This window comes from Actinomadura sediminis, assembly GCF_042675525.1.
Lineage (GTDB): Bacteria > Actinomycetota > Actinomycetes > Streptosporangiales > Streptosporangiaceae > Spirillospora > Spirillospora sediminis.
Window position 1 is genome coordinate 1 of sequence record NZ_JBHTJA010000023.1, and the last position, 22,894, is coordinate 22,894.

Below are 22,894 nucleotides of genomic sequence, written 5' to 3' on the forward strand. Positions count from 1 at the left end.
GCCCCATTCGCCGGGCGGGCCGGAACGGCGCCGGTCCCCGGCGCCGCCGCCGGGCTGCTGCGGCGCCGCCGGACGCGGCGGGGTGGCGTGCCGGACGGGCCGCGGCGGGACGCCCGAGGTCGACTCGATGACGACGCCCAGGACCGTCGAGCCCGCGTGGACGACCTCCGCGTACGCCTGCTGCAGGTCCTCGCGGGTGGTCACGCCGTCCTGCACGACGAGGACGACGGTGTCGACGAGCGTGCACAGCGCCTGCGTGTCGGCGTCGTGCACGTCGGGCGCGTTGACCAGCACGAAGTCGGCGCGGTCGCGGAGCGTGTCGACGGCGTCGCGCATCCGCGGGCCGCTGAACCGGTGCGCGGCGGCCGCCGGGTTCGCGCCGCGCGGCAGCAGCCGCAGCTGCGAGTCGGCGTGGATGAGCAGCGCCGCCGGGTCGGTCCCCTTGAGCAGGATCTCCGACAGGCCCTTGCCGGGCGGCAGCCCGAACGACGCCGCCGGGTCCGGCTCGTCGGCCGTCGCGTCCACCAGGATCGTGTCGGACCCCGCGTAGGCGAGCGCCACCGCCAGGTTCGTCCCGGTCGTCGACGTGGTCGTCGCGGGGGACGCGCCCGCCACCAGCATCGTGATCGGGGTCGCGTGGATGTTCGCGACGATCCCCGACCGCAGCCGCCGGTACGCCTCGCCCGCCGGGGTGCGCGCCCCGTCCGCCAGCGCCAGCTCCCCGCCCGCGCCGGGCGGCACGATGCTCAGCACCCGCAGGCCCATCGCCTCGACCTGCTCGGCGGTGCGCAGCCGCCGGTCGAGCCGCTCCCGGGTCAGCACCAGCGCCAGGCCCAGCAGGGCGCCCAGGACGAGACCGGCACCGCCGAACATCCCGATCCGCTTGGCGCCCGCGCCGCCCTTCGCCGACGCCGGGTTGATCACCTGGCCCGGCTCCACCGGGGTGCTGCTGACGTCGTTCTTCTGCTCGTCGATCACGCCGAGCTGGTTGGCGTAGGCGGTGATGCGCTGCCCCAGCAGGGTGCGCTGCGCGCTGGACGCGCCCGCGAGCTGCTGGTTGGCCTGCGTCATGTTCTCCTGGACCTTGGCGGCCTGCTCTTCCAGCTTCTTCAGCTTGCCGTCGATGACGGCCTGCGCGCGCTGCTGCCGGTACTTCAGGTACGCCTCGGCGAACGCGCGGGCGCCCTTCTCGGCCGCGTCGCCGCTGCCCGCCGTGTAGACGATGTTCAGGATCTGCGTGTTCGGCGGGACGACCGTCGACACGCTCGACCGCAGCGTGGAGACGTCCTCGCCCTTGAGTTTCTGCTGGACGAGCTCGGCGACCGCGTCGGTCTGCACGAGCTGCGCCTCGGTCTCCAGGTTGATCAGGTCGTCTCCGCGCCCCTCGGGGGAGTAGGGGTTGCCCTCCAGCGGCGACACCAGCACCGACGCCGTCGCCGAGTACTGGGCGGGGAGCAGGACGCCCGCGCCGACGCCGGCCGCCGTTCCCGCGACCACGAGGAAGATGAGCAGGCGCATGCGGCGCCGGAGCACCGCGACCAGTTGGCCGCGCGCCTCCGCCGAGTGCTCAACCGCCACATCGATTCCCTTCGCTCGACTCGCTCGTCCTGAGCCGGGTCGTCAACCCCATGACTTTATCTTCCGTTCACCTACGATGGACCCGTCTCAACGACCGGCGGGCTCGGCCAGAATGAGCCCCCGCGCCGGAACGGCCGTCTCGGCCAGTTCCCTTATCCCGCGCGCCACCTCGACGTCGATCGTCGTCTCCCGCTCCGCGACCACGACGGTCAGATCGCAGAACGTCGCCAGCGTCAAGGTGTCCACGCTGGCCAGTTCGGGACCCGTGACGATCACGATCTCGGCCTCCGCGCGGGCCCGGTCCACGGCCTCCCGCAGGCTCCGGTCGCCGTCGGTGATCCGCACCGTGCGCCGCACGCAGTTCGCCGTCTCCGGGAACGCCCGCGACGCCTGCACGTCCCCGTCCGTCCCGTCCTGACGCAGGACCAGCAACATGGTGGACGCGCCGCCGTTCGCGCACAACCGGGCCAGCTCCCGCGCCACCGGCAGCGCCGCCCCGGCGGGCGCACCGGCCAGCAGGACGCACCGCGCGTCCTCGTCGAACACCAGGTTCCGCAGCCGCCGGCACGTCCCGTCCCGGTCGGCCGCGTCCGGCGCCGTGCGGCCGAACACCGCGATGTCGGTGCGCAGCACGACCGCCTCCTCGTCGCGCACCCGGCGCGGCCGGCGGTCCCGCAGCAGCGCGATGCCGAGCGCGAGCGTCAGGCCCGCCGCCGCGCCGGTGGACAGCGCGACGTCCCGCCGCCGGTTCTCCGTGCGCCGCGGCAGGTTCGCGTACCGGATGATCTCGCCGCTGTCCAGGTCGGCGCCGTCGATCGCGGAGAGCTGGTTGCGGACCTCCTTGAGCTGCTTCTGGACCGCCTGCCGCCGGGTCCGCGTCGTCAGCTGCGACTGCGACGCGTTCTCGTCCGGGAACGTCTTGAGCTGCTCCTCCAGCACCGCCTCGCGCCGCACGAGCGACTCGCGGTTGCGCTGCCGGACGCCGCCGAGGATCTGGTGCCGCAGGTTCAGGTAGGACTCGCCGACGATCGCGGCGCCGTCCCGCGCCTGCTCCGGCGTCGGCGCCACCACGCCGACCTCCAGCACCCGCGTGTTCGACGGCACGGTGATGGAGATGCGCTTCCGCAGCGCCTGCGGCGACGCGCGGAACCCCGGCACCGTCGCCAGCCGCGCGATGACCTCGTCGGACCGGACGAGCTGCGCCTCGGTGTCGACCGTGGACGGCTTCGGCGGGCGCGCCTTCTCCGTGTCGCCCGGCCCCTGCAACTGCCCGATGTGCAGCGGCACGCGCGGCGCCAGCACGTTCACGGTCGACACGTAGCTCTTCGGCGCGAGGATCGCGACGAGCACCCCGCCCGCCCCGAACAGGGCGGGCAGGAGGAGGAACAGCACGAGGTGCCGCCGGGCGAACCGCGCGTACCGGGCCAGCGGTACCGCGTCCGGGTCGCGGACGATCGGTTCCCGGGGCCCGCGGTTCGGCGGCGCCGCCCGCCCGGGACGTCCGCGGCGCGGTCTCATCGCCGCCAGGGCGGCACCTCGCCCAGCAGGTCCGCCAGCCGCTCGTCGTAGGGCAGGAAGTGCTCGTCCAGCCGCGCGCGGAGCGCGTCGGGCATCGGGGAGCGCGGCCGCGCGTTCGTCTGCTCGAACCCGGCCGGGTGGACGCGCGGCAGCCCGAGCCAGTCCATGATCCGGTCGTACACCGGTTCGGGCGTCGCGAAGAAGTCCTCCGCGAAGATCACCATGACGCGGTCGCGGCCGAACAGCTCGAACAGCACCTCGATCTGCTCCACGTACCGGCTGCGGTCCAGGTACGCCTGGTGCCGGTGCGCGTGGCTGAGGTACGCCGGGTCGGCGGCGATCTTCTCGACCTCGCCCTTCAGCCGTTCCGGCTCCAGCTCCAGCGCCCGCTCGAACTCCTCGGTCTCGAACCCGCGCATCAGCTCGTGCCGGTGCGCCGAGTACGCCCGCTCGACCGGGTCGCGCAGCGTCGCGAGCAGCCGCACGCCCGGCAGGTCGTCCGCGATCCGCCGCGGCGCCAGCGGGTGGTGCATGTAGTAGCCCGCGGACTCGAACGCGATCGGCTCGACGCCGTCCAGGCCGGCCGCCTCCAGCCGCTTGCGGGCGGCGGCGCGGCGCGGGAAGTGCCCCTGGTACCAGGCCAGGCCGCGGTGGTACTCGACGTCGAAGTAGTGGACGCCCTTGTGGAAGTTCGGCTGGACGAGCGCGGGATGCTCGGCGAGCGCCCGGAACAGCGACGTCGTCCCGCCGCGCTGGGTGCCGACCATCAGCAGGCCGGGCAGCAGGCGGGAGTCGGCGGTGAGCCGGCCGACCGTGCGGGTCGCGCCGCGTCCGGCCTCCTTGAGCCACTGGGGTGCGTCGCGGCGGGAGATCACGGGTTTCCTCCGGGGGGCTGTGCGGTGTGCTCGGCGAGCAGATCGAGAAGGCCGTCGGCCTGGGCGCGGACCGCCTCGCCGCGCGGCCCCGCCCCGCCCCGCTGGTAGCGGCAGCACAGCGCCAGCAGGTACAGGTCGAGGGTCGCCTCGGCCGCCGCCGCGGACAGCCCGAGCGGGGCGAGCACGGCGGCGGCGTCGCCGGGGCGCCGCGCGTACGGGGACGGGCCGGGGCGGCGCGTCCGCTCCTGCAGGCGGTAGTGCACGAGGTCGAAGCCGACCGGTACGCGCCGCTCGAACCGCTCCCAGTCCCACAGCCGCAGGACGCCCCGGTGCCACGCCATGTTCCACGGCGTCCAGTCGCCGTGCCAGGCGCCGAACTCCAGGTCGAGGGCGCCGTGCCGGGCCTCGACCTCCTTGATCACCGCGCCGAGCCGGGCGGCGCGGGCGGGATCGTCGAGCGCGGCGGGCACGGCGCGGACCGCCTCCCAGAACCCGCTGTCGGCGAGGCGCTCGCGGGCGAGGCCGTCCACCGCCGCCAGCGCGCGCATCGCCTCGACGGGCGCCTCCGCGCGCGGCCGCCGGCCGCGGGCGCTCGTCGGCAGCGGGGACAGCACGAGCAGCGTCATCCCGTTCCACTCGCCGTGGTGCAGGACGCGCGGGACCTCGACGCCCGGCAGCGGGCGCCCCGCGAGGTGCTCGAGCGCGGCGGCCTCGTCGGCGATGAGCGCCCGCGTCGCCGCGTTGTCGCCGACCTTGACGAACGCGGCGGCCCGTCCCTTCGGCGTCAGCGCGTGCAGGATCGGCTTGCGGTTCGCGCGGGCCGCCGGCCCGAGCCCGATGACGACGACGACGTCCCGTCCGAGGATCTCGCCGAGCCGGTCCTCGACGGACGGGCCGCCGCCGCGCACGGTGATCCGGTCGCGGAGCGTCCGGCCGGGCAGCCCGGTGCGGGCCGCCGCGGCGCCCGCGGCGCGGGCCAGCCGCTGCTTGGCGGTCAGGTCGTGGCTGTACCGGCGCAGCGCCGCCGCCGCGACGCCCGGGCGCCCGGCCGGCAGCAGCAGGCGGGGCGCCGCGGCGTTCGGCAGGAACCGCAGTTCGCGATCGGCCCGCCCGGACCCGTCGCCGGGGAAGGAGACCTCCGCCCCCGGCCACAGGTCCGCGACGGTCTCCACCCAGGGACCGGCGGCGTCGCTCGTGCCGCTCATGACGCGGCCTCGCCGCGCTCGGCCGCGCGGGCGTCCCGTTCGGCGCGCCACATCAGCGCGACCGCGATCATCACCGTGTACAGCGGTACCTCCACGATGTCGTAGACGAAGAGGAAGAGCCCGGACGCGACGAGCACGCAGCATCCGGCCAGCGAGTAGGCCGTGTGGTCGCGCCAGTGCCGGGCGAAGCGTCTCAGGAAGAATGCCAGGAAGGCGAGCGTGCCGCCGAGCCCGTGCGCGAACACCAGCAGCCACAGGTGGCCCTGGGTGCCGAGCGGCGGCACCGCGCACGCGTCGCAGCCCGGCCGCGACCCGCCGCCCACCGAGTTGAAGTTGCCCTGGACGTCACGGGTGGAGCCGAACCCGACCAGCGGCGACCCGGTCACGGTGGCCTTCACCGTCTCCACCGCGAGCTGGACCCGGCGGTTGTTGCTGTGCGGGTTGTTCAGCCGGTCGCCGATCATGCCGGGCAGCGGGGAGAACGCCACGACGACCGCGCCGACGGCGAGCACCGCCGCCGCCCGCGTCGCCATCTTCCAGCCGCCAGCGATCACGATGGACAGCGCGGCGTACCCGGCGATCAGCGCGAGCGCCAGCCACAGGCCCCGGTTCAGCGAGTACACGACCGGCCACAGCGACATGACCAGGATCGTGACGCCGGCGGCCCGCTTCGCCCCGCGCGCCCGCGCCACCCACGTGATCAGGAAGAACGGGAGGAACAGCGCGTACGCGGCGCCCCAGGTGTTGGCGTAGGCGAACGGCGCCATCGGCCGCGCCTGCTCGTACCCGAGGATCGCCTCCACCTCGGCCGTCTTCGGGTGGACGATGTCCTCGATGAACGCGTTGGACGCCAGCGAGTTCGGCAGCAGCATCTCCACCGGCGACGTCAGTTGCAGGTTCGGCACCAGCAGGCCGATCATCCCGCCGAACGTCGTCACGATGAACATGACCCCGAGCAGGTTCCCGATCTTGCCCGTGGGCAGGTCCCGTTCCTTGGTGTTGCCGATGTAGAGCAGCACGATCGTGCACGCCAGGTACCACGCGTACCGCCACAGGAACACCAGCAGCCGTCCGGCGCCGCCGCTCTGCTGCGTGCCCGGCACCTCGGCCCACAGCGTCGCCGCGCCGAACAGCACCCAGACCAGGAACAGCAGCCACGGGCCGAAACCGCGCGGGGTGACGATCCGGTCGCGGCGCCGCCACAGGTACAGCCCCATCGGGATCGCCATGATCATGAAGATCAGCGAGCCCAGGCCGAGCAGCCACCACAGCGGGAACAGCAGGAAGATCGCGGTCAGCGGCCAGCCGGGGCTCAGCCGGACGAGCGGCGGGTCCGTCCGCGCGGGCAGCCGGGGGAGGGCCGGGTCCGGCTCGTCGGGAAGGGGCGTTCCCGCGCGCCGCCCGCCGGGGGAACGTCGCGTCACCGTGCCGGCCACGTGTCCCTCCCTTTACCGATGAAGTATTGGATCCTAACCTCCGCGCCGGGATGCGCCGGATGCCCGCATGATGCACGAGCCGTGCCGCCCCGCGTGGCCACCTTCGGGCAACCGGCGGAAATGTGGGGGTTGGCCCGGAACGGCGAGGGTCGCAGGCGGTAGTGTTACCCGGCTTGACGCCCATGAGGCTGGGCGCGTCGGGGGATGTCGTTCGTTCGGCAGTACCGTTTGAGGAGAACACGCGTGCGCTGGAGAAGACTGTGCACCTTTGCCACGGCTACGGCGCTGGTCGCCGCCGGGATCGGTGTCGCCGGAAGCGGGACGGCCGCCGCGGCCCCCGGCGGCTCCCTGGTGAGCGAGAACCCCGTTGATTTCACCCCGCACGTCCAGGACGGATCGGTCAAGTCGATCGTCCAGGTCGGCGACACCATCTACCTCGGGGGCTCGTTCACCCAGGTCAAGGAGGCGGGAGCGAACAAGCCGGTCGTGAACCGCGCCCGGCTGCTGGCGTTCGACGCCGCCACCGGGCGGCTCGACACGGCCTTCGACCCGGTCGTGGACGCGGGCGAGGTCAGCGCGATCCTGCCGGCGCCCGACGGCGAGAGCCTCTACATCGGCGGCAGCTTCAACGCCGTCGACGGCCAGACCCACCGCAAGCTCGCCCGGATCGACGCCGACACCGGGGCACCGGTCGCCGCGTTCCAGCCGGACGTCACCGGCCGGGTCCGCGACCTGCGGATGGCCGGCGGCCGGCTCTACGTCGCCGGGCAGTTCACGCACGTGAGCGGCGTCGCGCAGACCGGGCTCGCCACGCTGAACCCGGCCACCGGCGCCCGCGACGCGTTCTACGACCTGCCCGTCACCGGCACCCAGAACGGCGGCTACACCGCCGTCATCAAGATGGACGTCACGCCGGACGGCTCCCGCCTCGTCGGCGTCGGCAACTTCACGTCCGTCGCCGGCCAGTCCCGCCCGCAGATCTTCATGCTCGACCTGACGGGCTCGAAGGCGGCGCTCGCGAACTGGCACACGGCCCGGTACGCCGACCAGTGCTCCGCGTCGTTCGACACGTACATGCGCGACGTCGACTTCGCGCCGGACGGCTCGTTCTTCGTCGTCACCACCACCGGCGGCCACCGCGGCTCCACCCTGCTGTGCGACACGCACGCCCGCTGGGAGAACGTCGCCAACGGCACCGGCAAGCAGCCGACCTGGACGAACTGGACCGGCGGCGACACCTCCTACGCCGTCGAGGTCACCGACGACGCCGTGTACGTCGGCGGTCACTTCCGCTGGGCCAACAACCCGTTCGCGTCCGACCGTGCCGGCCAGGGCGCGGTCGCCCGCGAGGGCATCGCCGCCCTCGACCCGCTCACCGGCCTCCCGTTCACCTGGAACCCGGGCCGCGCCCGCGGCGTCGGCGTCTTCGACATCCTCGCCACCGGCCAGGGCGTGTGGATCGGCAGCGACACCGACATCGCGGGCGGCGAGACGCACCAGAAGGTCGCGATGTTCCCCGCCGCCGGCGGCACCGCGCTGCCGGTGCTGGAGCCCGGCGAGCTGCCCGGCGAGGTGTACTACGCGGGCGGCATCGGCCTCGGCGCGCAGAACTACCTCAGGCACCGCTCGTTCGACGGCTCCACCGCCGGACCCGTGCAGAACGGCTCCACCGCCGGAGTCGACTGGCGCAACGCCCGCGGCGCGTTCATGCTCAGCGGCCGCCTCTACTACGGCGGCTCCGACGGCGGCTTCTACTCCCGCACGTTCGACGGCACCGCGCTCGGCGCGCAGACCCCGATCGACACCGCCGACCAGCTCGTCCCGATGACCACCTGGCACACGCAGGTCCGCACCATCCAGGGCATGTTCTACTCGGACGGCAAGATCTACTACACGCGCGGCGACGCGGCCCTGCGCTACCGCCACTTCACGCCGGAGAGCGGCGTGGTCGGCGCGATCGAGTACACCGCGACGAACAACCTCCCCGCGGTCGACTGGCGGACGGTCGGCGGCATGTTCGTCTCCGGCGGCAAGCTGTACTACGTCGACAACAACGACGGGAAGCTGCGGGCGCTCGCCTTCGCCGCGGGCGTCCCGGGCGGCACCCCCGTCGTCGTCGACGGCGGCGACTGGCGCGGCCGCACGGTCTTCCTGCACGCCGCCGAGCCCAACGGCAAGCCCGCGGCGGCGTTCACCCGCACCTGCACCGGCCTCGGCTGCGCCTTCGACGGCTCCGCCTCCACGGACCCCGACGGCACGGTCGAGTCCTTCGCCTGGGACTTCGGCGACGGCGAGACGGGGACGGGCGTGACGCCGCAGCACACGTACGCCGAGCCCGGCGACTACACGGTCAAGCTCACCGTCACCGACAACCGGGGCGGCACCGACACCGCACAGCAGACCGTCACCGTCGCCGAGGACCAGGTGCCCGTCGCGTTCCGCGGCACCGCGGGCTACAACGAGAACACCAAGAGCGCCACCGTCACCGTGCCGCCCGGCGTCCAGGCCGGCGACGCGATGCTGCTGTTCGCGACCTTCAACACCGACTCGTCCGACATCACCCCGCCCGCCGGGTGGACCGAGGTCGGCACGCAGACCAACGGCGTCTCCCGCTCGACGCTGTGGCAGAAGGTCGCGGCGGCGGGCGACGCCGGATCGACCGTCACCGTCGGCGTCGGCGACTTCGCCAAGGTCGGCCTGCGGCTCGCCGCCTACTCCGGCACCGCGGCCTCGCCGGTCGCGGCGTCGGCGAAGGCGGTCGACAGCACCGCCGAGCACAGGGCGCCGCAGGTCACGGTCGCCGAGCCCGGCAGCTGGGTCGTGTCCTACTGGTCCGACAAGTCGTCCACGACGACGGCCTGGACGCCGCCGTCGGCCGGCACGCAGCGCGCCGTCAGCATCGGCACCGGCAGCGGCCGCGTCACGTCGCTGCTCGTCGACAGCGGCGGCGCCGTCGCCACCGGCGCCCACGGCCCCCTCACCGCGACGACGAACGCGTCGAGCCGCGGCCTGATGTGGTCGGTCGTCCTGCGCCCCGCGGGCTGACGGACGACCCGTACGCACGGCCCGCCCGGAATCCGTTCCGGGCGGGCCGTCGCCGTCGCGGCGGGCGGCACGCCCCGCCGGCGGGCGTGTGCGGGGCGGAGACCGGCCGTCGAGGGCGTGACCTGCCCAGGCCTCGCCCCGGCGGGCCGTGGCCGTCCCGGTGGCGTGAGGCGGTCGTACACGGGAGGCGCCGGTGCCGTACCGGGCCGTTCGCGGGGCCGGGGTCCGGCGGGCGGCCGGGCCGGGGCATGGGAACGCCGACGGCGGCCGGCCCGGAGCGTCGCTCCGGGCCGGCCGCCGTCGTGTGGAAGGGTCAGGCGGGGGTCAGCAAAAGTCGTTCCACGCCTTGATGCTGGGCGCGTCGAGGAGGCGGTAGTCGCCGGTCGGCCAGTCGAGGTCGAAGTAGGCGACCCACAGGGCGTCGTTCTCCTCCAGGTACCGCGTCATGGACCGCAGCCACGCGGCGCGCTTCGTGCCGTTGTCGCCGGGGATGAGGTGGGCGCCGGTCTCGGCGACGCCGAACGGCAGGTCCTCCTGCTCGCTGACCGCGAGCACCTTCGAGTACATCTCGGCGGGCGTCTGGTACCGGTCCTTGGCGAGGTTGTAGGTGTCCCAGCCGAGGACCTCGATGACGTCCCTGCCCGGGTAGTAGTCGCGCCAGTTCCGCTTCGACTCGGCCTCGAGGCTCCAGCTCATGAGGACGAGCGTGGCCTTCAGGCGCGGGTTGCCGGCGCGGTCGGCGAGGCCCGCGAGGCGCCGCCACGCGGCCCGGTAGTCGGCCGCGGTGAAGTGGCCGTCCGCGATGTTGTCCTCGGGCTCGTGGTAGTACACCCAGTAGACGTCCCGGTCGTCGGGGGCGTCCGCGAACCACCGGGCCATCTTGGAGTCGTACTTCCCGGCGAGGACGTCGCGCGGGTTCATCTTGAACGACACGACGGTCGGGCGCTTGCCGAGTTCGCCGCCGAACCGGCCCGGCCACGCGCCGGGCGCGCCCGGGTAGAAGTTGCGGACCATTCCCAGGCGGCCGTAGCGGCCTTCGGCCTCCGCGAGGGCCTCCAGGTGCGTCTGCCCCTTGTCGACCTCCAGCGAGACGCCGCACAGCGTCCTGGCGTCCGTCCTCGGGGAGCCGCCGCCACCGCCGTCGTCCCCGCCGGACCCGCCGGGCGCGCGCGACGACGGCGCGGGCGCCGGGGCCGCGTCACGGGCGCGCGGAGGCGTGGACGGACGCGCCGTGCGGGACGGGCTCGGCGCGGCGCTCGCCGGCGGCGCGGGCGTCGCGGCGGGCGCCTCCGGGGACAGGACGAGCCGGGGCCCCGCGGCGGTCTCGCCCGCCCGGAACCGGACGGACGTGTGCTTCTGCGGGTTCACGAGCGCGAACGCGTAGTCGCCGGGCCCGCCGACCCAGCGGCTGACGTCGATCGTGACGCGCCCGTCCGTCCCGCCGGGGGCGTCCGGGCGGGGCATCGGCACCTCGGCCAGCGGACGTCCCGGGCCGGGCCGGTTCCGCCAGGTCGTCTCGTGTTCCGACCAGCCGCCGGGCAGCTCCCGCAGCTCCACCCGGTCGGGCAGGTGGTCGAACCGTTCGAGGGTCAGCTCCAGCCGCGCCGACCGGAACGGCGCCGCCGTCGACGGGACGGTGAACGCCACGTAGCCCTCGGTGTGCCAGCCGGGCCACGCGGACGCGGTCACGACGGCGTGCGCGCCGCGGGCCGAGTCGGGCTTCTCGCGGCTGACGTAGGTGTCGGCGGACGCGGGCACGACGGTGATCCGGTCGGTGCCGTCGATCGGGGCCGTCCGGGACAGGTCGCCGGGCGCGAACACCAGGGCCGCGCCCGCTCCGGCGGCGAGGGCGGTGCCGAGCGCCGTCACGCGCAGCGCCCGCCGGGCGCGCGACCGGGCCCGCGCCGCGGAGGCCCGGCGGAGGCGGCGGTTCCGCCCGCGTCGTCCGTCCGGTCCGGCGGGTCGCCCGAAGTTCGGCGGCGCTTCGCCGTGCCGTTCCCACCCCGTCATGCCCGCTCCTCTCGCCAGTGCAGACTTACCGTAGCGGGAACATCCCGATTCGCCCATGGAACTCGCGGCCGAGTTGATCGGTGTCGCTGCCCACCAGCAGCCCCTTGGGGGTCGCGACGAGCGCCTCGACACCGTGGCCGCGGCTGCGGGTCGGGTTCCACGACAGGGCCTTGCCGGTCGCCGGGTTCAGCGCCGCGATCCCGGGACGTGCGACGGCGCCCGGACCAGGGGAGTCGGAACCGTACGGGTTGTCCATCCACCGCTGGTGGCCGCCGACGTAGACGGCGGCGCCGGTGACGGCCGTGGACAGCAGCGTGTCGCCGCCGGTGTGGTTGACCCACGTCGCCTTCTGGCCGGAACCGGTCTTGTTCGCCTCGAAGCGGGCCGCGGTGTCGCACATCTGGCGGGGGCCGTACGGGCCGCCGGTCGTGGTGACGACGAAGTAGGAGCCGTCCGGGGAGAAGTCCATGCCGCGCATGTACGTGTCGAACGCCGTCCGGTTGCACGGCGACGTGTACGCATCGGTCGCCCAGGTCGACAGCTTCGCCGTCTTCGCCGTGTCGATCATCGCGATCTGGTAGCGGCGCTGGCCCTCCGCCCGGGTGAACGTGCCGTTGACGACCATCCGGGTGTCCTGCGGGTTCACGATGAGGTTCTGGACCTTCAGCTCGCCGGCGCGCGGCGCGCTCAGCGTGATGTCGAACGTCGGGTCGACGGCGCCGGTGGCGGCGTTGAGCCGGGCCAGGCCGGTGACCGCGGTCTTGCCGACCTTCGTGAACGTCCCGCCGACGTACAGCCGGCCGTCGCGCCGCACCATGCTGGAGACGCGTCCCCACGGGATGCCGGGCTTGAACGACGTCACGACCTTGCCGGTCGACACCTGGAGCTGCGCGAGGGGCCCGGTCTTGACGCCCGAGGCGTTCTTGAACCGGCCGCCCACGTAGACCGTGCCGTTCGGGCCGGGCTGCAGCGCGTACACGGTGCCGTCGATCTTCGGGACGAACGTCGTGCTGATCTTCCCGGTGGCCAGGTCGAACGCGAACAGGTTCGCGCGGGCCGCCTTCGCGCTCTGCCCCGCGTTCCGCACCTGCTCGAAGTTGCCGCCGGCGACGACCGTGGACCCGACGACCGCGATGGCGCGGACCGTCCCGTCCAGGACGTGCGGCGTCGTGTCCACCGGGTCGGCCGAGACGACCGATGGATGGGCCATGTCGGCCGAGGCCGCGGCCGGGAACAGCAGTGCGGCGCCGAGGAGGGTCGCCGCGGCGGCGGAGCGCTTGCGCATGTCGGTCTCCGGGGGATGGGCGTTGACCCGGCATGTTCTACCACGCGATCGATCACCGCGTCCGGGAATCGCGGACGGCCGTCCCCGTCCGGATCAGGACTGCTTGCCGTGCCGGATCCGGTGCAGGAGGACGCGCCCCAGGTAGGAGCCCAGTTCGATGGTGTAGCGGCGCCACAGCCGGCGGGGTTCGCGGGCGAGCCGGTACAGGAACCCGACCCGCAGCTTCAGGACCCACGGCGGGTAGTACTCGCGGCGCTCGGCGAGATGCTCGAAGTACGCGCCGCACGTGATGATGACGGGCGCCTCGATGCGGTCGCGGTACTCGGCGACGAACCGCTGCTGGAGCGGCGTCCCCAGGCCGACGTGCAGGATGTCGGGCGCCGCCTCGTTGATCTCGGCGACGAGCCGTTCCGCGGTCGCGGGCGGCAGGACGCCGTCCTGCGCCCAGTGCCCGTGCTGCGTGCCGGCGATCGCGAGCCCGGGGAACCAGGCCCGCAGGTTGTGCGCGGCCTCGTCGGCGACGCCGGGCGCGTTGCCGAACAGGTAGACGCGCCAGCCCTCCTCGGCGGGCTGCCCGAACAGGTCGTCGGTCAGGTCGTCGTTCGCCATCCGCCCCGGCACCGGCCGGCCGAAGATCTTCGCGGCCAGCACCACGCCCCACCCGTCCGGCAGGTTGAGGTCGAACCCGTTCATGAGGTCGCGCAGCGCGTGGTCCTTCTGCGCCTTCCGGACGTAGTCGGGGTTCGCGAACGTGATCGTCAGCTTCGTCCGGTCCTTGACGGCGGCGGCGACGAACGCGCGCAACTCGCCGACGCCGATGCGGCTGACGCGCACGCCCAGCACGTCAACGGTCTGGTGCGGCCATCGATCGTCCACGTGCGCTCCGCTTTCCTGTTTCTCCGGCTTCATCCGGCGGCCCGGAGGGCACTGTATCCCGCTTCCTCCGCCCGGCGAGCCAGGTGGCCGCGGCCGCGGCGGCGAGCGCGGCGATCGTCCAGGCCAGCGGGACCACGCCGACGCCGAACATGTTCAGCGCGGAGGCGACCAGGACGAGCACGAGCAGGCGGCGGATGAGCCCGGCGGGGGCTCGGGAGGAGATCCGCGAGCCGAGGTAGACCCCCGGGATCGACCCGACGAGCAGCGCGGCGGTGACCTCCAGCCGGAAGTCGCCGAAGAGCAGGTGCCCGAGCGCGGCGGCGAACACCAGCGGGACGGCCTGCAGCAGGTCCGTCCCCACCAGGTGGTTCGGCTTCAGCGCCGGGTACAGCAGCAGCAGCGCGACGATGATCAGCGAGCCGGACCCCACCGACGTGATGCCCACGACCAGGCCGCCGACGGCGCCGACGAGCACGGTCGGGACGGGACGCACGGTGATGCGGCCCTCGCCGTCGCCGTCCGGGCGCGCGCGGCGCGCCAGCACGGCGCGGACCAGGATCCCCGCGGCGGCCACGAGCAGCGCGATGCCCATCGCCAGCTCGATGAAGTCGTGCACGGCCTCCCCGTCGCCGAGCGCCCGCGGGACGAGCACGCCGCAGAACGCGGCGGGCACCGACCCGGCGCACAGCCAGCCGACGAGGCGCATGTCGACGGTGCCCTGGCGGTAGTGCACGGCGCTGCCGACGGGTTTCATCACGGCGGACGCGGCGAGATCGCTGGAGACCGCCGCGAGGGGGCTGACCCCGAAGAAGGTGACGAGCATCGGCGTCATCAGCGCGCCGCCGCCCATGCCGGTGAGCCCGACGACGATGGCGACCAGGAACGACCCCAGCGCCATCGGCCAATCGAAGTCCATCGCCATGACCTACCAGACATATAGGGAAACTCGTTATTACGGTAGGGGACGCGCCTCCGCCTTCGTAACCCGCCCCGGCCAGGACAAACGCCACACCCCGGCGCCACGTGCGGCGACGGGGCGTGGTGCGGGCCGGATCGGCGGGTCAGGCGGGCGGGTCAGGCGGGGCGGATCCAGTCGCCTTCGGCGAGGAGGGTGAGGACGCGGCCGACGGCCTCGTCGGGGGTGAGGGCCGACGTGTCGATCGTGAGATCGGCGTCGTCCGGCTCCTCGTAGGGGTCGGAGACGCCGGTGAACTCGGGGATGAGTCCGGCGCGGGCCTTCGCGTACAGGCCCTTGCGGTCGCGGCGCTCGCACTCTTCGAGGGGCGTGGCGACGTGCACGAGGACGAAGTCGCCGTGGGCCTCCACCATCCGGCGCACCTCGGCGCGCGTGGCCGCGTACGGGGCGATCGGCGCGCAGATCGCGACGCCGCCGTGGCGGGTGATCTCGGCCGCGACGAAGCCGATGCGGCGGATGTTGAGGTCGCGGTCGGGACGGGAGAAGGTGAGCCCCGCGGACAGCATGCGGCGCACGACGTCGCCGTCCAGGAGGGTGACGGTGCGGCCGCCGCGCTCGATGAGGGCGTCGGCGAGGCCGCGCGCGACGGTCGACTTGCCGGAGCCCGACAGGCCGGTGAAGAAGACGGTGATGCCGCGCGAGCGCTTGGGCGGACGGGCGACGGCGAGTTCGGCGGCGACGGCGGGCGGAGTGAACCAGTCGGGGACGGGCTCGCCCGCGTCGAGGAGCTCGCCGAGGCGTTCGGGGCTCAGCTCGGCCTGGACGTGGTCGGGCTCGATGCGGGCGACGGGGCGCCACACCTCGACGTCGGCGTCGTACGCCCACGGCTCGGGGACGGCGATGGGGATCGGGACGTCCTCGACCTCGCGCTCGGCGAGCAGGTGCGTCGCGCCGTAGGCGGCGGCGACGTGGGCGCGCAGGACGATGTCCCGGTCGTCGTCGCCGCGGTCGGGCAGCGGGACGGGCACCACGCGGACGTCGTCGGGCAGTTCGCGGCGGACGGCGAGCAGCGCGCGCACGAGGGACTCGTCGTGCCCGCCGCCGAGCAGCGGCATCAGCAGGACGCGGGCGCCGAGGCGCTCGGCGACCTGGCGGATCTGGCCGAGCTGGCGGCGGTGCAGGAAGTCGCGGGTGGCGACGGCCAGGACCGGCCCGGCCGCCGGTTCCATCTCGTCGGGGCGGCGGCGCATCGCGTGGAACGGTCCGTGCGCGGGGGCGCGGAGGGCTTCCAGCGGGCCCGCGAGGCGCTGGTCGCCGGACGTCGGGTCCTGCCAGCGCTCCTCCACGGTCAGGACGGCGAGGGGGACGCCCTCGGGGTCCTGCAGGACGAGCCGGTCGTGCTCGGTGAGCTCCTTCGGGACCGACAGGGTGACCGGCACGGGCCACGGCGTGCCGTCGGCCAGCCGGCCGCCGGCGATGACCATCGCCGTGTCGAACGAGCCCAGGAAGCCCTTGAGCGGCCGGTAGACGCCGGCCAGGATCAGCTCCAGGTCGGCGAGCTCCACGGGTTCCGGCGTCCAGGCGGGCAGGTCGCGCAGCGTGTCGGGAAGGCCGGCTTCGGCGGTCACCGCGATCTCCGATCTTGCCCGGGACGGTGCCGGGCTGATCCAGGTGGGAACGTGTTCGCGCAGCAGAAAATACTGTGGCCGCTCGTGTGCCCGCATCTCCGGCGCGCCCGTGACCGCCTCAGATGACCCGGGCGAAACGGTTCTCGGGTTTGCGGATGACCAGCGTCACGTCGCTGTGCGCTGCGGTGAGGCGCCCCCGGGTGCAGACCGCGACGAGCCGGCACAGCAGGTCGGCGGGGCCGGTTCCGGCCCCGAGGCCGTCGAGGGAGGCCCGGGACGTGTACTCCTCGGCGACCACGAGCCCCCGCATCGTGCAGTACCAGCGGAGGCCCCGCCGGGACGCGACCCGGTCGTAGACGGCGGGCGGCGGCGCGGTGAGCGGGCGCGGCGCGGGCGCGGCCTCCTGCCGGGGGTCCTGCCGGGGTTCCCGCCCGGCCTCCTGCCCGGCCTCCCGCCCGGCGGCGTCGGGTTCGACGCGGGCGTGCGCGCCGCGCGGCGCCCGTCCGGGGCGCGCCCGGCGGCGCCGGCGGCCGGGCCGGAGCCGGTTCGGGAGCGTGCGGTCGAGGAAGCCGAACGCGGTGTCGCGGTCGCGCATCCGCACCAGCAGCAGCCCGCCGGGCTTGAGCGCGGCGACGAACCGGTCCAGCACGATCTCCGCGTGCGGGACCCGTTCGATGAGGTAGGACGCGTGGACCACGTCGTAGGAGCGCGGCGGCAGCGGGACGGTGCGCAGGTCGCCCAGGTGCCAGGAGTCCAGGTCGGTGCGCTCGCAGGTGTACGCGCGCAGTTCCGGGACGTCCATGTCGACGCCGGTGACGACGTGGGCGCGGTCGCCGAGGTTCAGCCCCGTGCCCCAGCCGCATCCGGCCTCCAGGATGTGGATCCGCTGCAGGGGCTTCTCGAGGGCGTACTGCCGGGCGCGTTCGGAGAAGAGATCGCCGCCGTCGACCGGCGGCGTACGCAGATCGGTCACAGTTCCGCAGCGTAACCGTCCGGATGCACTCTGTCCGCTATTTGCGTATTCTTGGTAACGGCCGTGTCGCGCTCCGCAATCGGCGCTGGTCGCGCCGGTGGACACGCGGGCGGGTCGGCGGGGCGCGTACCCTGGTAGGCGGTACCGGGTCCACGCGGGATTCCGGGTCTTCGGGCTGCCCTGCCTCGGGGTCTTTGCGATTGAGCGGGCGAACATGACGCTTTCTGGACTTGTCGATCTGGCGTGCACCGATGCCGGGCTGGCACGCGCGCTGGAGCGGGTGCGCACCGACCATCAGGTGGTCGCGCCGCCCGCGCTGTGGCCGGTCCTGGCCGCGGCGCTGAGCCGCCGCGTGTCCGGCGGGCCGGGCGGGACGGGCGGGACCGTGCTGGCGGTGACGGCGACCGGCCGGGAGGCCGAGGACCTGACCACCGCCCTGTCGAGCCTGCTCGACCCGGGACGGGTGGCGCACTTCCCGGCCTGGGAGACGCTGCCGCACGAGAAGCTGTCGCCGCGCTCGGACACCGTCGGGCAGCGGCTCGCGGTGCTGCGCCGCCTCGTCCACCCCGATGCCGACAGCGCCGACCCCACGCCGGACGGCGGGCCCGGCGGCAAGGGCGGGCGCCTGGACGTCGTGGTCACGCCGGTGCGGGCGGTGCTGCAACCGATCGTGTCGGGCCTGGCGGACCTCGAGCCGGTGCGGCTGGCGTCCGGCGTGGACGCCGACATGGACGACACGGTCCGCCGCCTCGTCGACGCCGGGTACCACCGGGTCGACCTGGTGGAGAAGCGCGGCGAGATCGCGGTGCGCGGCGGGATCCTGGACGTGTTCCCGCCGACCGAGGAGCACCCGCTGCGGGTGGAGTTCTGGGGCGACACCGTCGAGGAGATCCGCTACTTCAAGGCGGCCGACCAACGGAGCCTGGAAGTGGCGCAGGGCGGGCTGTGGGCGCCGCCGTGCCGGGAGCTGCCGCTGACCGCGCAGGTGCGGGAGCGGGCGCGCGCGCTGGCCGCCGAGCATCCCGCGCTGGAGGACATCCTCGGCCGGATCGCCGACGGCGACACCGTCGAGGGCATGGAGGCGTTCTCGCCCGTCCTCGCCGACAGCATGGAGCTGCTGACGGACCTGCTGCCGGACGGCTCGGTGCTGCTGGTGTGCGAGCCCGAGCGGATCCGGACGCGCTCGGTCGAGCTCGTCCGCACCAGCCAGGAGTTCCTCGAGGCGAGCTGGGTGAACGCGGCCGCGGGCGGGGAGGCGCCGATCGACCTGGGCGCCGCCGCGTTCCGCTCCCTGGAGGAGGTGCGGCTGCACAGCCGGGAGCTGGGCCTGCCGCGGTGGACGGTCACGGCGCTGACGCCCGGCGCGGCGGACGAGTCCGGCGCGGCCGCGGCGGACGAGGCGCTGCCCGACGACGACGCCGAACTGCTCGACCTCGGGACGCGCGCGGCCGAGGCGTACCGGGGCGACACCGGCCGGGTCGTGGCCGACCTGAAGGGCTGGATCGACGGCGGCTGGCGGGTCGTGCTCGTCACCGCCGGGCACGGCCCCGCGGAACGGCTCGTCCAGCTCGTCGGCGACGAGGGCCTCGGCGCGCGGCTCACCGACGTGGCCGCCGTGCCCGACCCGTCGATCGTGAACGTGACGACCGGGCTGCTGGAGAACGGCTTCACGTGGGAGCACGTGAAGCTCGCGGTGCTCACCGAGACCGACCTGTCGGGGCAGCGGTCGTCCACCAAGGACGCGCGGCGGATGCCGTCGCGGCGGCGCGGCGGCATCGACCCGCTGCAGCTTCGTCCCGGCGACTACGTGGTGCACGAGCAGCACGGCGTCGGACGGTACGTGGAGATGGTCAGCCGCACCGTGCAGGGCGCGACCCGCGAGTACCTCATCCTCGAGTACGCCAAGAGCGACCGGCTGTTCGTCCCGACCGACCAGCTCGAGGAGCTGACCCGGTACGTGGGCGGGGAGGCGCCGAGCCTGCACCGGCTCGGCGGCGCCGACTGGCAGAAGGCGAAGTCGCGGGCGCGCAAGGCGGTCCGGCAGATCGCCGGGGAGCTGATCCGGCTGTACTCGGCGCGGATGGCGAGCCCGGGGCACGCGTTCGGCGCGGACACGCCGTGGCAGCGGGAGCTGGAGGACGCGTTCCCGTACGTGGAGACGCCCGACCAGCTCGCCGCGATCGACGAGGTCAAGGCCGACATGGAAAAGCCCGTCCCGATGGACCGGCTGATCTGCGGCGACGTCGGCTACGGCAAGACCGAGATCGCGGTGCGGGCGGCGTTCAAGGCCGTCCAGGACGGCAAGCAGGTCGCGGTGCTGGTGCCGACGACGCTGCTGGTGCAGCAGCACCTGTCGACGTTCACCGAGCGGTTCGCGGCGTTCCCCGTGCAGGTGAAGCCGATCAGCCGGTTCCAGACCGACAAGGAGATCGAGGCGACGCTGGAGGGCCTGGCGAACGGGACGGTCGACGTCGTCGTCGGCACGCACCGGATCCTGACGTCGCAGACCCGGTTCAAGAACCTCGGCCTGGTGATCATCGACGAGGAGCAGCGGTTCGGCGTCGAGCACAAGGAGGAGCTGAAGCGCCTCCGGACGCAGGTGGACGTCCTCGCGATGTCGGCGACGCCGATCCCGCGGACGCTCGAGATGGGGCTGACCGGCATCCGGGAGATGTCGACGATCCTGACCCCGCCGGAGGAGCGGCACCCGATCCTCACGTTCGTCGGGCCGTACCAGGAGAAGCAGATCGCGGCGGCGATCCGCCGGGAACTGCTGCGCGAGGGCCAGGTGTTCTTCGTGCACAACCGGGTGCGGTCGATCGACAAGGTCGCGGCGAACCTGGCGCGGCTCGTCCCGGAGGCGCGGATCGCGACCGCGCACGGCCAGATGAACGAGCAGCAGCTCGAACGCGTCATGGTCGACTTCTGGGAGAAGAACTACGACGTGCTGGTCGCGACGACGATCGTCGAGTCGGGCCTGGACGTCCCCAACGCCAACACCCTGATCGTCGACCGCGCCGACATGTACGGGCTGTCGCAGCTGCACCAGCTTCGCGGCCGGGTCGGGCGCGGCCGGGAGCGGGCGTACGCGTACTTCCTGTACCCGCCGGAGACGCCGCTGACGGAGACGGCGCACGAGCGGCTCGCGACGCTCGCGCAGCACACCGAGATCGGCGCGGGCATGTACGTCGCGATGAAGGACCTGGAGATCCGCGGCGCGGGCAACATCCTGGGCGCCGAGCAGTCCGGGCACGTCGCGGGCGTCGGGTTCGACCTGTACGTCCGGATGGTCGGGGAGGCGGTCCGGGAGCTGAAGGAGGGCGGCGAGCCGGAGCAGGTCGAGACGAAGGTCGAGCTGCCGGTGGACGCGCACCTGCCGCACGAGTACGTGCCGGGGGAGCGGCTCCGCCTGGACGCCTACCGCCGCATCGCCGCGATCACCTCCGAGGACGAGATCACGGTCGTCCACGACGAGCTGAAGGACCGGTTCGGCCCCCTGCCCGTCCCGGTGCTGAACCTGCTGGAGGTGGCGCGGTTCCGGGCGAAGGCGCGCAAGGCGGGGCTGAACGACGTCACCCTGCAGGGCAACTTCGTCAAGTTCACGCCCGTCGACCTGCCCGACTCGCGGCAGGTCCGGCTGAACCGGCTCTACCCGAAGAGCATCCTCAAGGCCGCGAACGAGACGCTGCTGGTGCCGATGCCGAAGACGAAGCCGCTCGGCGGCCGCCCGCTGCGCGACCAGGAGCTGCTGGCCTGGGCGAGCGACCTGGTGGACGCCCTGTTCCTGGAGTCCTCGCCCGCCGCGGGGTCGGCCAAGTAGGCTGCCGCGACGTATCCGATCACCGAGGAGTGGAGGTCCCGTGCCCGGTAAGTCCCTGAGGCGCGCGCCGGCCGTCGCGCTCGCCGCGTTCCTGGCCGCGGGCGCGATCGCCGGCTGCGACGCGGCACCGAAGGCGGGCACCGCCGCCCTCGTCGACGGCGAGCGCATCACCGTCCGCACGCTCGGCGACACCGTCGAGACCTGGTGGGGGCAGCTCCAGAGCGACCCGGCCGCCGGGCAGATGTGGGCGCGGTCCGGCAACGGCGCCGCCCAGAGCGGCGAGCTCGGCACCGCGCCGGCGGAGCCGGGCGAGGCCGACATGCGGGGCGCGCTGAACCTCCTCGTCTCGTTCCGGATCGCCGACGAGGCCGCCGAACGCGCGGGCGTCACCGTGTCGGGCGGCCGGACCGCCGAGGTCGTCGAGCTGCTGGAGCGCCGCGGCGCCGGCGCCGAGACGATCACGCTCGCGAGCGGCCTGCCGCGCGAGCGCACCCGCGAGTTCGCGCGGTTCATGGCCGTCCAGGACGCCCTGATGCGGCACTTCGGCGCGGACGGCGCCCCGCAGAGCCCCGCGAACATGCGGGCGACGCAGCGGTTCCAGACCCTGCTCGTCGAGACGGCCACCGCGATGGACGTCGAGATCAACCCCCGGTACGGCACGTTCGACCCGCAGCGGGTCGCGATCGGGCCGGTGTCCAACGAGCTGTCGACCCCCGGAACGGGATCCTCCGAAGCATGAGCCTGACCCTGCTGGCCACCACCCACCGCGTCGCGCCCGGCCTGCTGACCTGGCGCGCCTGGGAGCGGCTCCGCACGGCCGCGCGCGTCCTCGCGCCCGCCGGGCACCCGCTGCTGCCGTCGCTCGCCGACGCGGAGGTCGCCGTCGAGGAGGCGCCCGCGCCGGACCCGGCCGCGCTGGTCGCCGCCGCCCGGGCCGCGGACGTCGTGTGGGTGGCGGCGCCCGAGGGCGACGAGGCGCTGCTCCGCGAGATCGGCGCCCTGGTCGTCGCCGACCCGCTGGACGTCGAGGTGCTGCACGGCTCGTACGACCTGCCGGGCGCGCGGCTCCTCGACCTGGTGTCGGTGATGGACACGCTGCGCCGCGAATGCCCGTGGGACCGCGAGCAGACGCACGCGTCGCTCGTCCCGTACCTGCTGGAGGAGTCGTACGAGGTCCTCGACACGGTCGAGTCCGGCGACCTGGGCGCGCTGCGCGAGGAGCTGGGGGACGTGCTCATGCAGGTCGCGTTCCACTCGGTGGTGGCGGCGGAGCGGACGGACGGCACGCGGTTCACGATCGACGACGTCGCCGCGGGCATCGTCGACAAGCTCGTCCGGCGGCACCCGCACGTGTTCGCGGGCGTCGCGGTGAGCGGCGCCGACGAGGTCAACGCGAACTGGGACCAGATCAAGGCGGCCGAACGGGAGGCGAAGCACGGCGCGGACGCGTCCGCGCTCGACGGCGTCCCGATGGCGCAGCCGGCGCTGTCGCTGGCGGCGCAGTTGCAGCGCCGCGCCGCGCGGATGAAGGCGCCCGCCGACCTCGCGCCCGCGTCCGGGGAGGACGGGACGGGCGACCCCGCGGTGAGCGGGCTCGGGGCGCGGCTGTTCGCGCTCGTCGCCGAGGCGCGGGAGGCGGGTCTGGACCCCGAAGCGGAGTTGCGCGCCGTTTCGCGGGTATTCCGTGATCGTGTCCGTGCCTGGGAACGGCGACAGCCGCGCGCCTGAC

At 74.0% G+C, this 22,894-nt stretch carries 15 protein-coding genes; 4 read left to right on the forward strand and 11 right to left on the reverse strand.

The window, feature by feature from the left end; genetic code table 11:
- The 5 genes from ACFQ11_RS14420 to ACFQ11_RS14440 form a co-directional block, all read right to left on the reverse strand.
- On the reverse strand, positions 1-1,578 hold a 1,578-nt coding region (locus tag ACFQ11_RS14420), incomplete at its 3' end, for a Wzz/FepE/Etk N-terminal domain-containing protein (protein WP_378298808.1).
- Positions 1,579-1,665: 87 nt separating this feature from the next.
- The gene (locus tag ACFQ11_RS14425; protein ID WP_378298809.1) at positions 1,666-3,096 is read right to left on the reverse strand and encodes a hypothetical protein; all 1,431 of its coding nucleotides are present in this window, start codon (positions 3,094-3,096) and stop codon (positions 1,666-1,668) included.
- Complete coding sequence (locus ACFQ11_RS14430) at positions 3,093-3,971, reverse strand: sulfotransferase (protein ID WP_378298810.1); 879 nt, start codon at positions 3,969-3,971, stop codon at positions 3,093-3,095. The genes ACFQ11_RS14425 and ACFQ11_RS14430 overlap by 4 nt, the downstream gene beginning before the upstream one ends.
- Positions 3,968-5,176, reverse strand: coding sequence for a phosphotransferase (locus ACFQ11_RS14435; protein ID WP_378298811.1), 1,209 nt, complete (start codon positions 5,174-5,176; stop codon positions 3,968-3,970). The genes ACFQ11_RS14430 and ACFQ11_RS14435 overlap by 4 nt, the downstream gene beginning before the upstream one ends.
- Complete coding sequence (locus ACFQ11_RS14440; protein WP_378298812.1) at positions 5,173-6,612, reverse strand: hypothetical protein; 1,440 nt, start codon at positions 6,610-6,612, stop codon at positions 5,173-5,175. The genes ACFQ11_RS14435 and ACFQ11_RS14440 overlap by 4 nt, the downstream gene beginning before the upstream one ends.
- Positions 6,613-6,855: 243 nt before the next feature.
- On the opposite strand from ACFQ11_RS14440, the gene ACFQ11_RS14445 reads away from it, so the two are divergent.
- Positions 6,856-9,657: a PKD domain-containing protein gene (locus ACFQ11_RS14445; RefSeq protein WP_378298813.1), complete on the forward strand. Its 2,802-nt coding sequence runs from the start codon at positions 6,856-6,858 to the stop codon at positions 9,655-9,657.
- A gap of 324 nt (positions 9,658-9,981) precedes the next feature.
- Here ACFQ11_RS14445 and ACFQ11_RS14450 read toward each other — a convergent pair whose 3' ends face one another.
- The 6 genes from ACFQ11_RS14450 to ACFQ11_RS14475 all read right to left on the reverse strand — a co-directional run bounded on the left by ACFQ11_RS14450 (position 9,982) and on the right by ACFQ11_RS14475 (position 17,345).
- The gene (locus tag ACFQ11_RS14450; RefSeq protein ID WP_378298814.1) at positions 9,982-11,667 is read right to left on the reverse strand and encodes a CBM96 family carbohydrate-binding protein; all 1,686 of its coding nucleotides are present in this window, start codon (positions 11,665-11,667) and stop codon (positions 9,982-9,984) included.
- 25 nt (positions 11,668-11,692) lie between these two features.
- The gene (locus ACFQ11_RS14455) at positions 11,693-12,952 is read right to left on the reverse strand and encodes a delta-60 repeat domain-containing protein (protein ID WP_378298815.1); all 1,260 of its coding nucleotides are present in this window, start codon (positions 12,950-12,952) and stop codon (positions 11,693-11,695) included.
- Positions 12,953-13,045: 93 nt separating this feature from the next.
- Positions 13,046-13,828 carry a WecB/TagA/CpsF family glycosyltransferase gene (locus ACFQ11_RS14460; RefSeq protein WP_378298816.1) on the reverse strand — a complete coding sequence of 261 codons (783 nt, stop codon included), beginning with the start codon at positions 13,826-13,828 and terminating at the stop codon, positions 13,046-13,048.
- Entirely contained in the window at positions 13,797-14,744 is a 948-nt protein-coding gene (locus ACFQ11_RS14465; protein ID WP_378298817.1) for a sulfite exporter TauE/SafE family protein, read from the reverse strand. Before ACFQ11_RS14465 ends, ACFQ11_RS14460 begins: the two co-directional genes overlap by 32 nt.
- Before the next feature lie 158 nt (positions 14,745-14,902).
- Positions 14,903-16,372, reverse strand: a complete 1,470-nt coding sequence (gene cysC / locus ACFQ11_RS14470) for an adenylyl-sulfate kinase (protein ID WP_378298818.1) — start codon at positions 16,370-16,372, stop codon at positions 14,903-14,905.
- A gap of 118 nt (positions 16,373-16,490) precedes the next feature.
- On the reverse strand, positions 16,491-17,345 hold the full coding sequence (locus ACFQ11_RS14475; protein ID WP_378298819.1) for a class I SAM-dependent methyltransferase: 855 nt from the start codon (positions 17,343-17,345) through the stop codon (positions 16,491-16,493).
- 214 nt (positions 17,346-17,559) lie between these two features.
- Here ACFQ11_RS14475 and mfd point away from each other — a divergent pair, with 214 nt between their 5' ends.
- From mfd to ACFQ11_RS14490, 3 genes are read left to right on the forward strand one after another with little or no spacing between them, the layout of a single operon-like run.
- Complete coding sequence (gene mfd / locus ACFQ11_RS14480) at positions 17,560-21,165, forward strand: transcription-repair coupling factor (protein WP_378298820.1); 3,606 nt, start codon at positions 17,560-17,562, stop codon at positions 21,163-21,165.
- Between the two features lie 40 nt (positions 21,166-21,205).
- On the forward strand, positions 21,206-21,904 hold the full coding sequence (locus ACFQ11_RS14485) for a hypothetical protein (protein WP_378298821.1): 699 nt from the start codon (positions 21,206-21,208) through the stop codon (positions 21,902-21,904).
- Positions 21,901-22,893 (forward strand): nucleoside triphosphate pyrophosphohydrolase, encoded by a 993-nt coding sequence (locus ACFQ11_RS14490; RefSeq protein ID WP_378298822.1) that lies wholly within the window; start codon positions 21,901-21,903, stop codon positions 22,891-22,893. Before ACFQ11_RS14485 ends, ACFQ11_RS14490 begins: the two co-directional genes overlap by 4 nt.
- The last annotated feature ends 1 nt before the right edge of the window (position 22,894 follow it).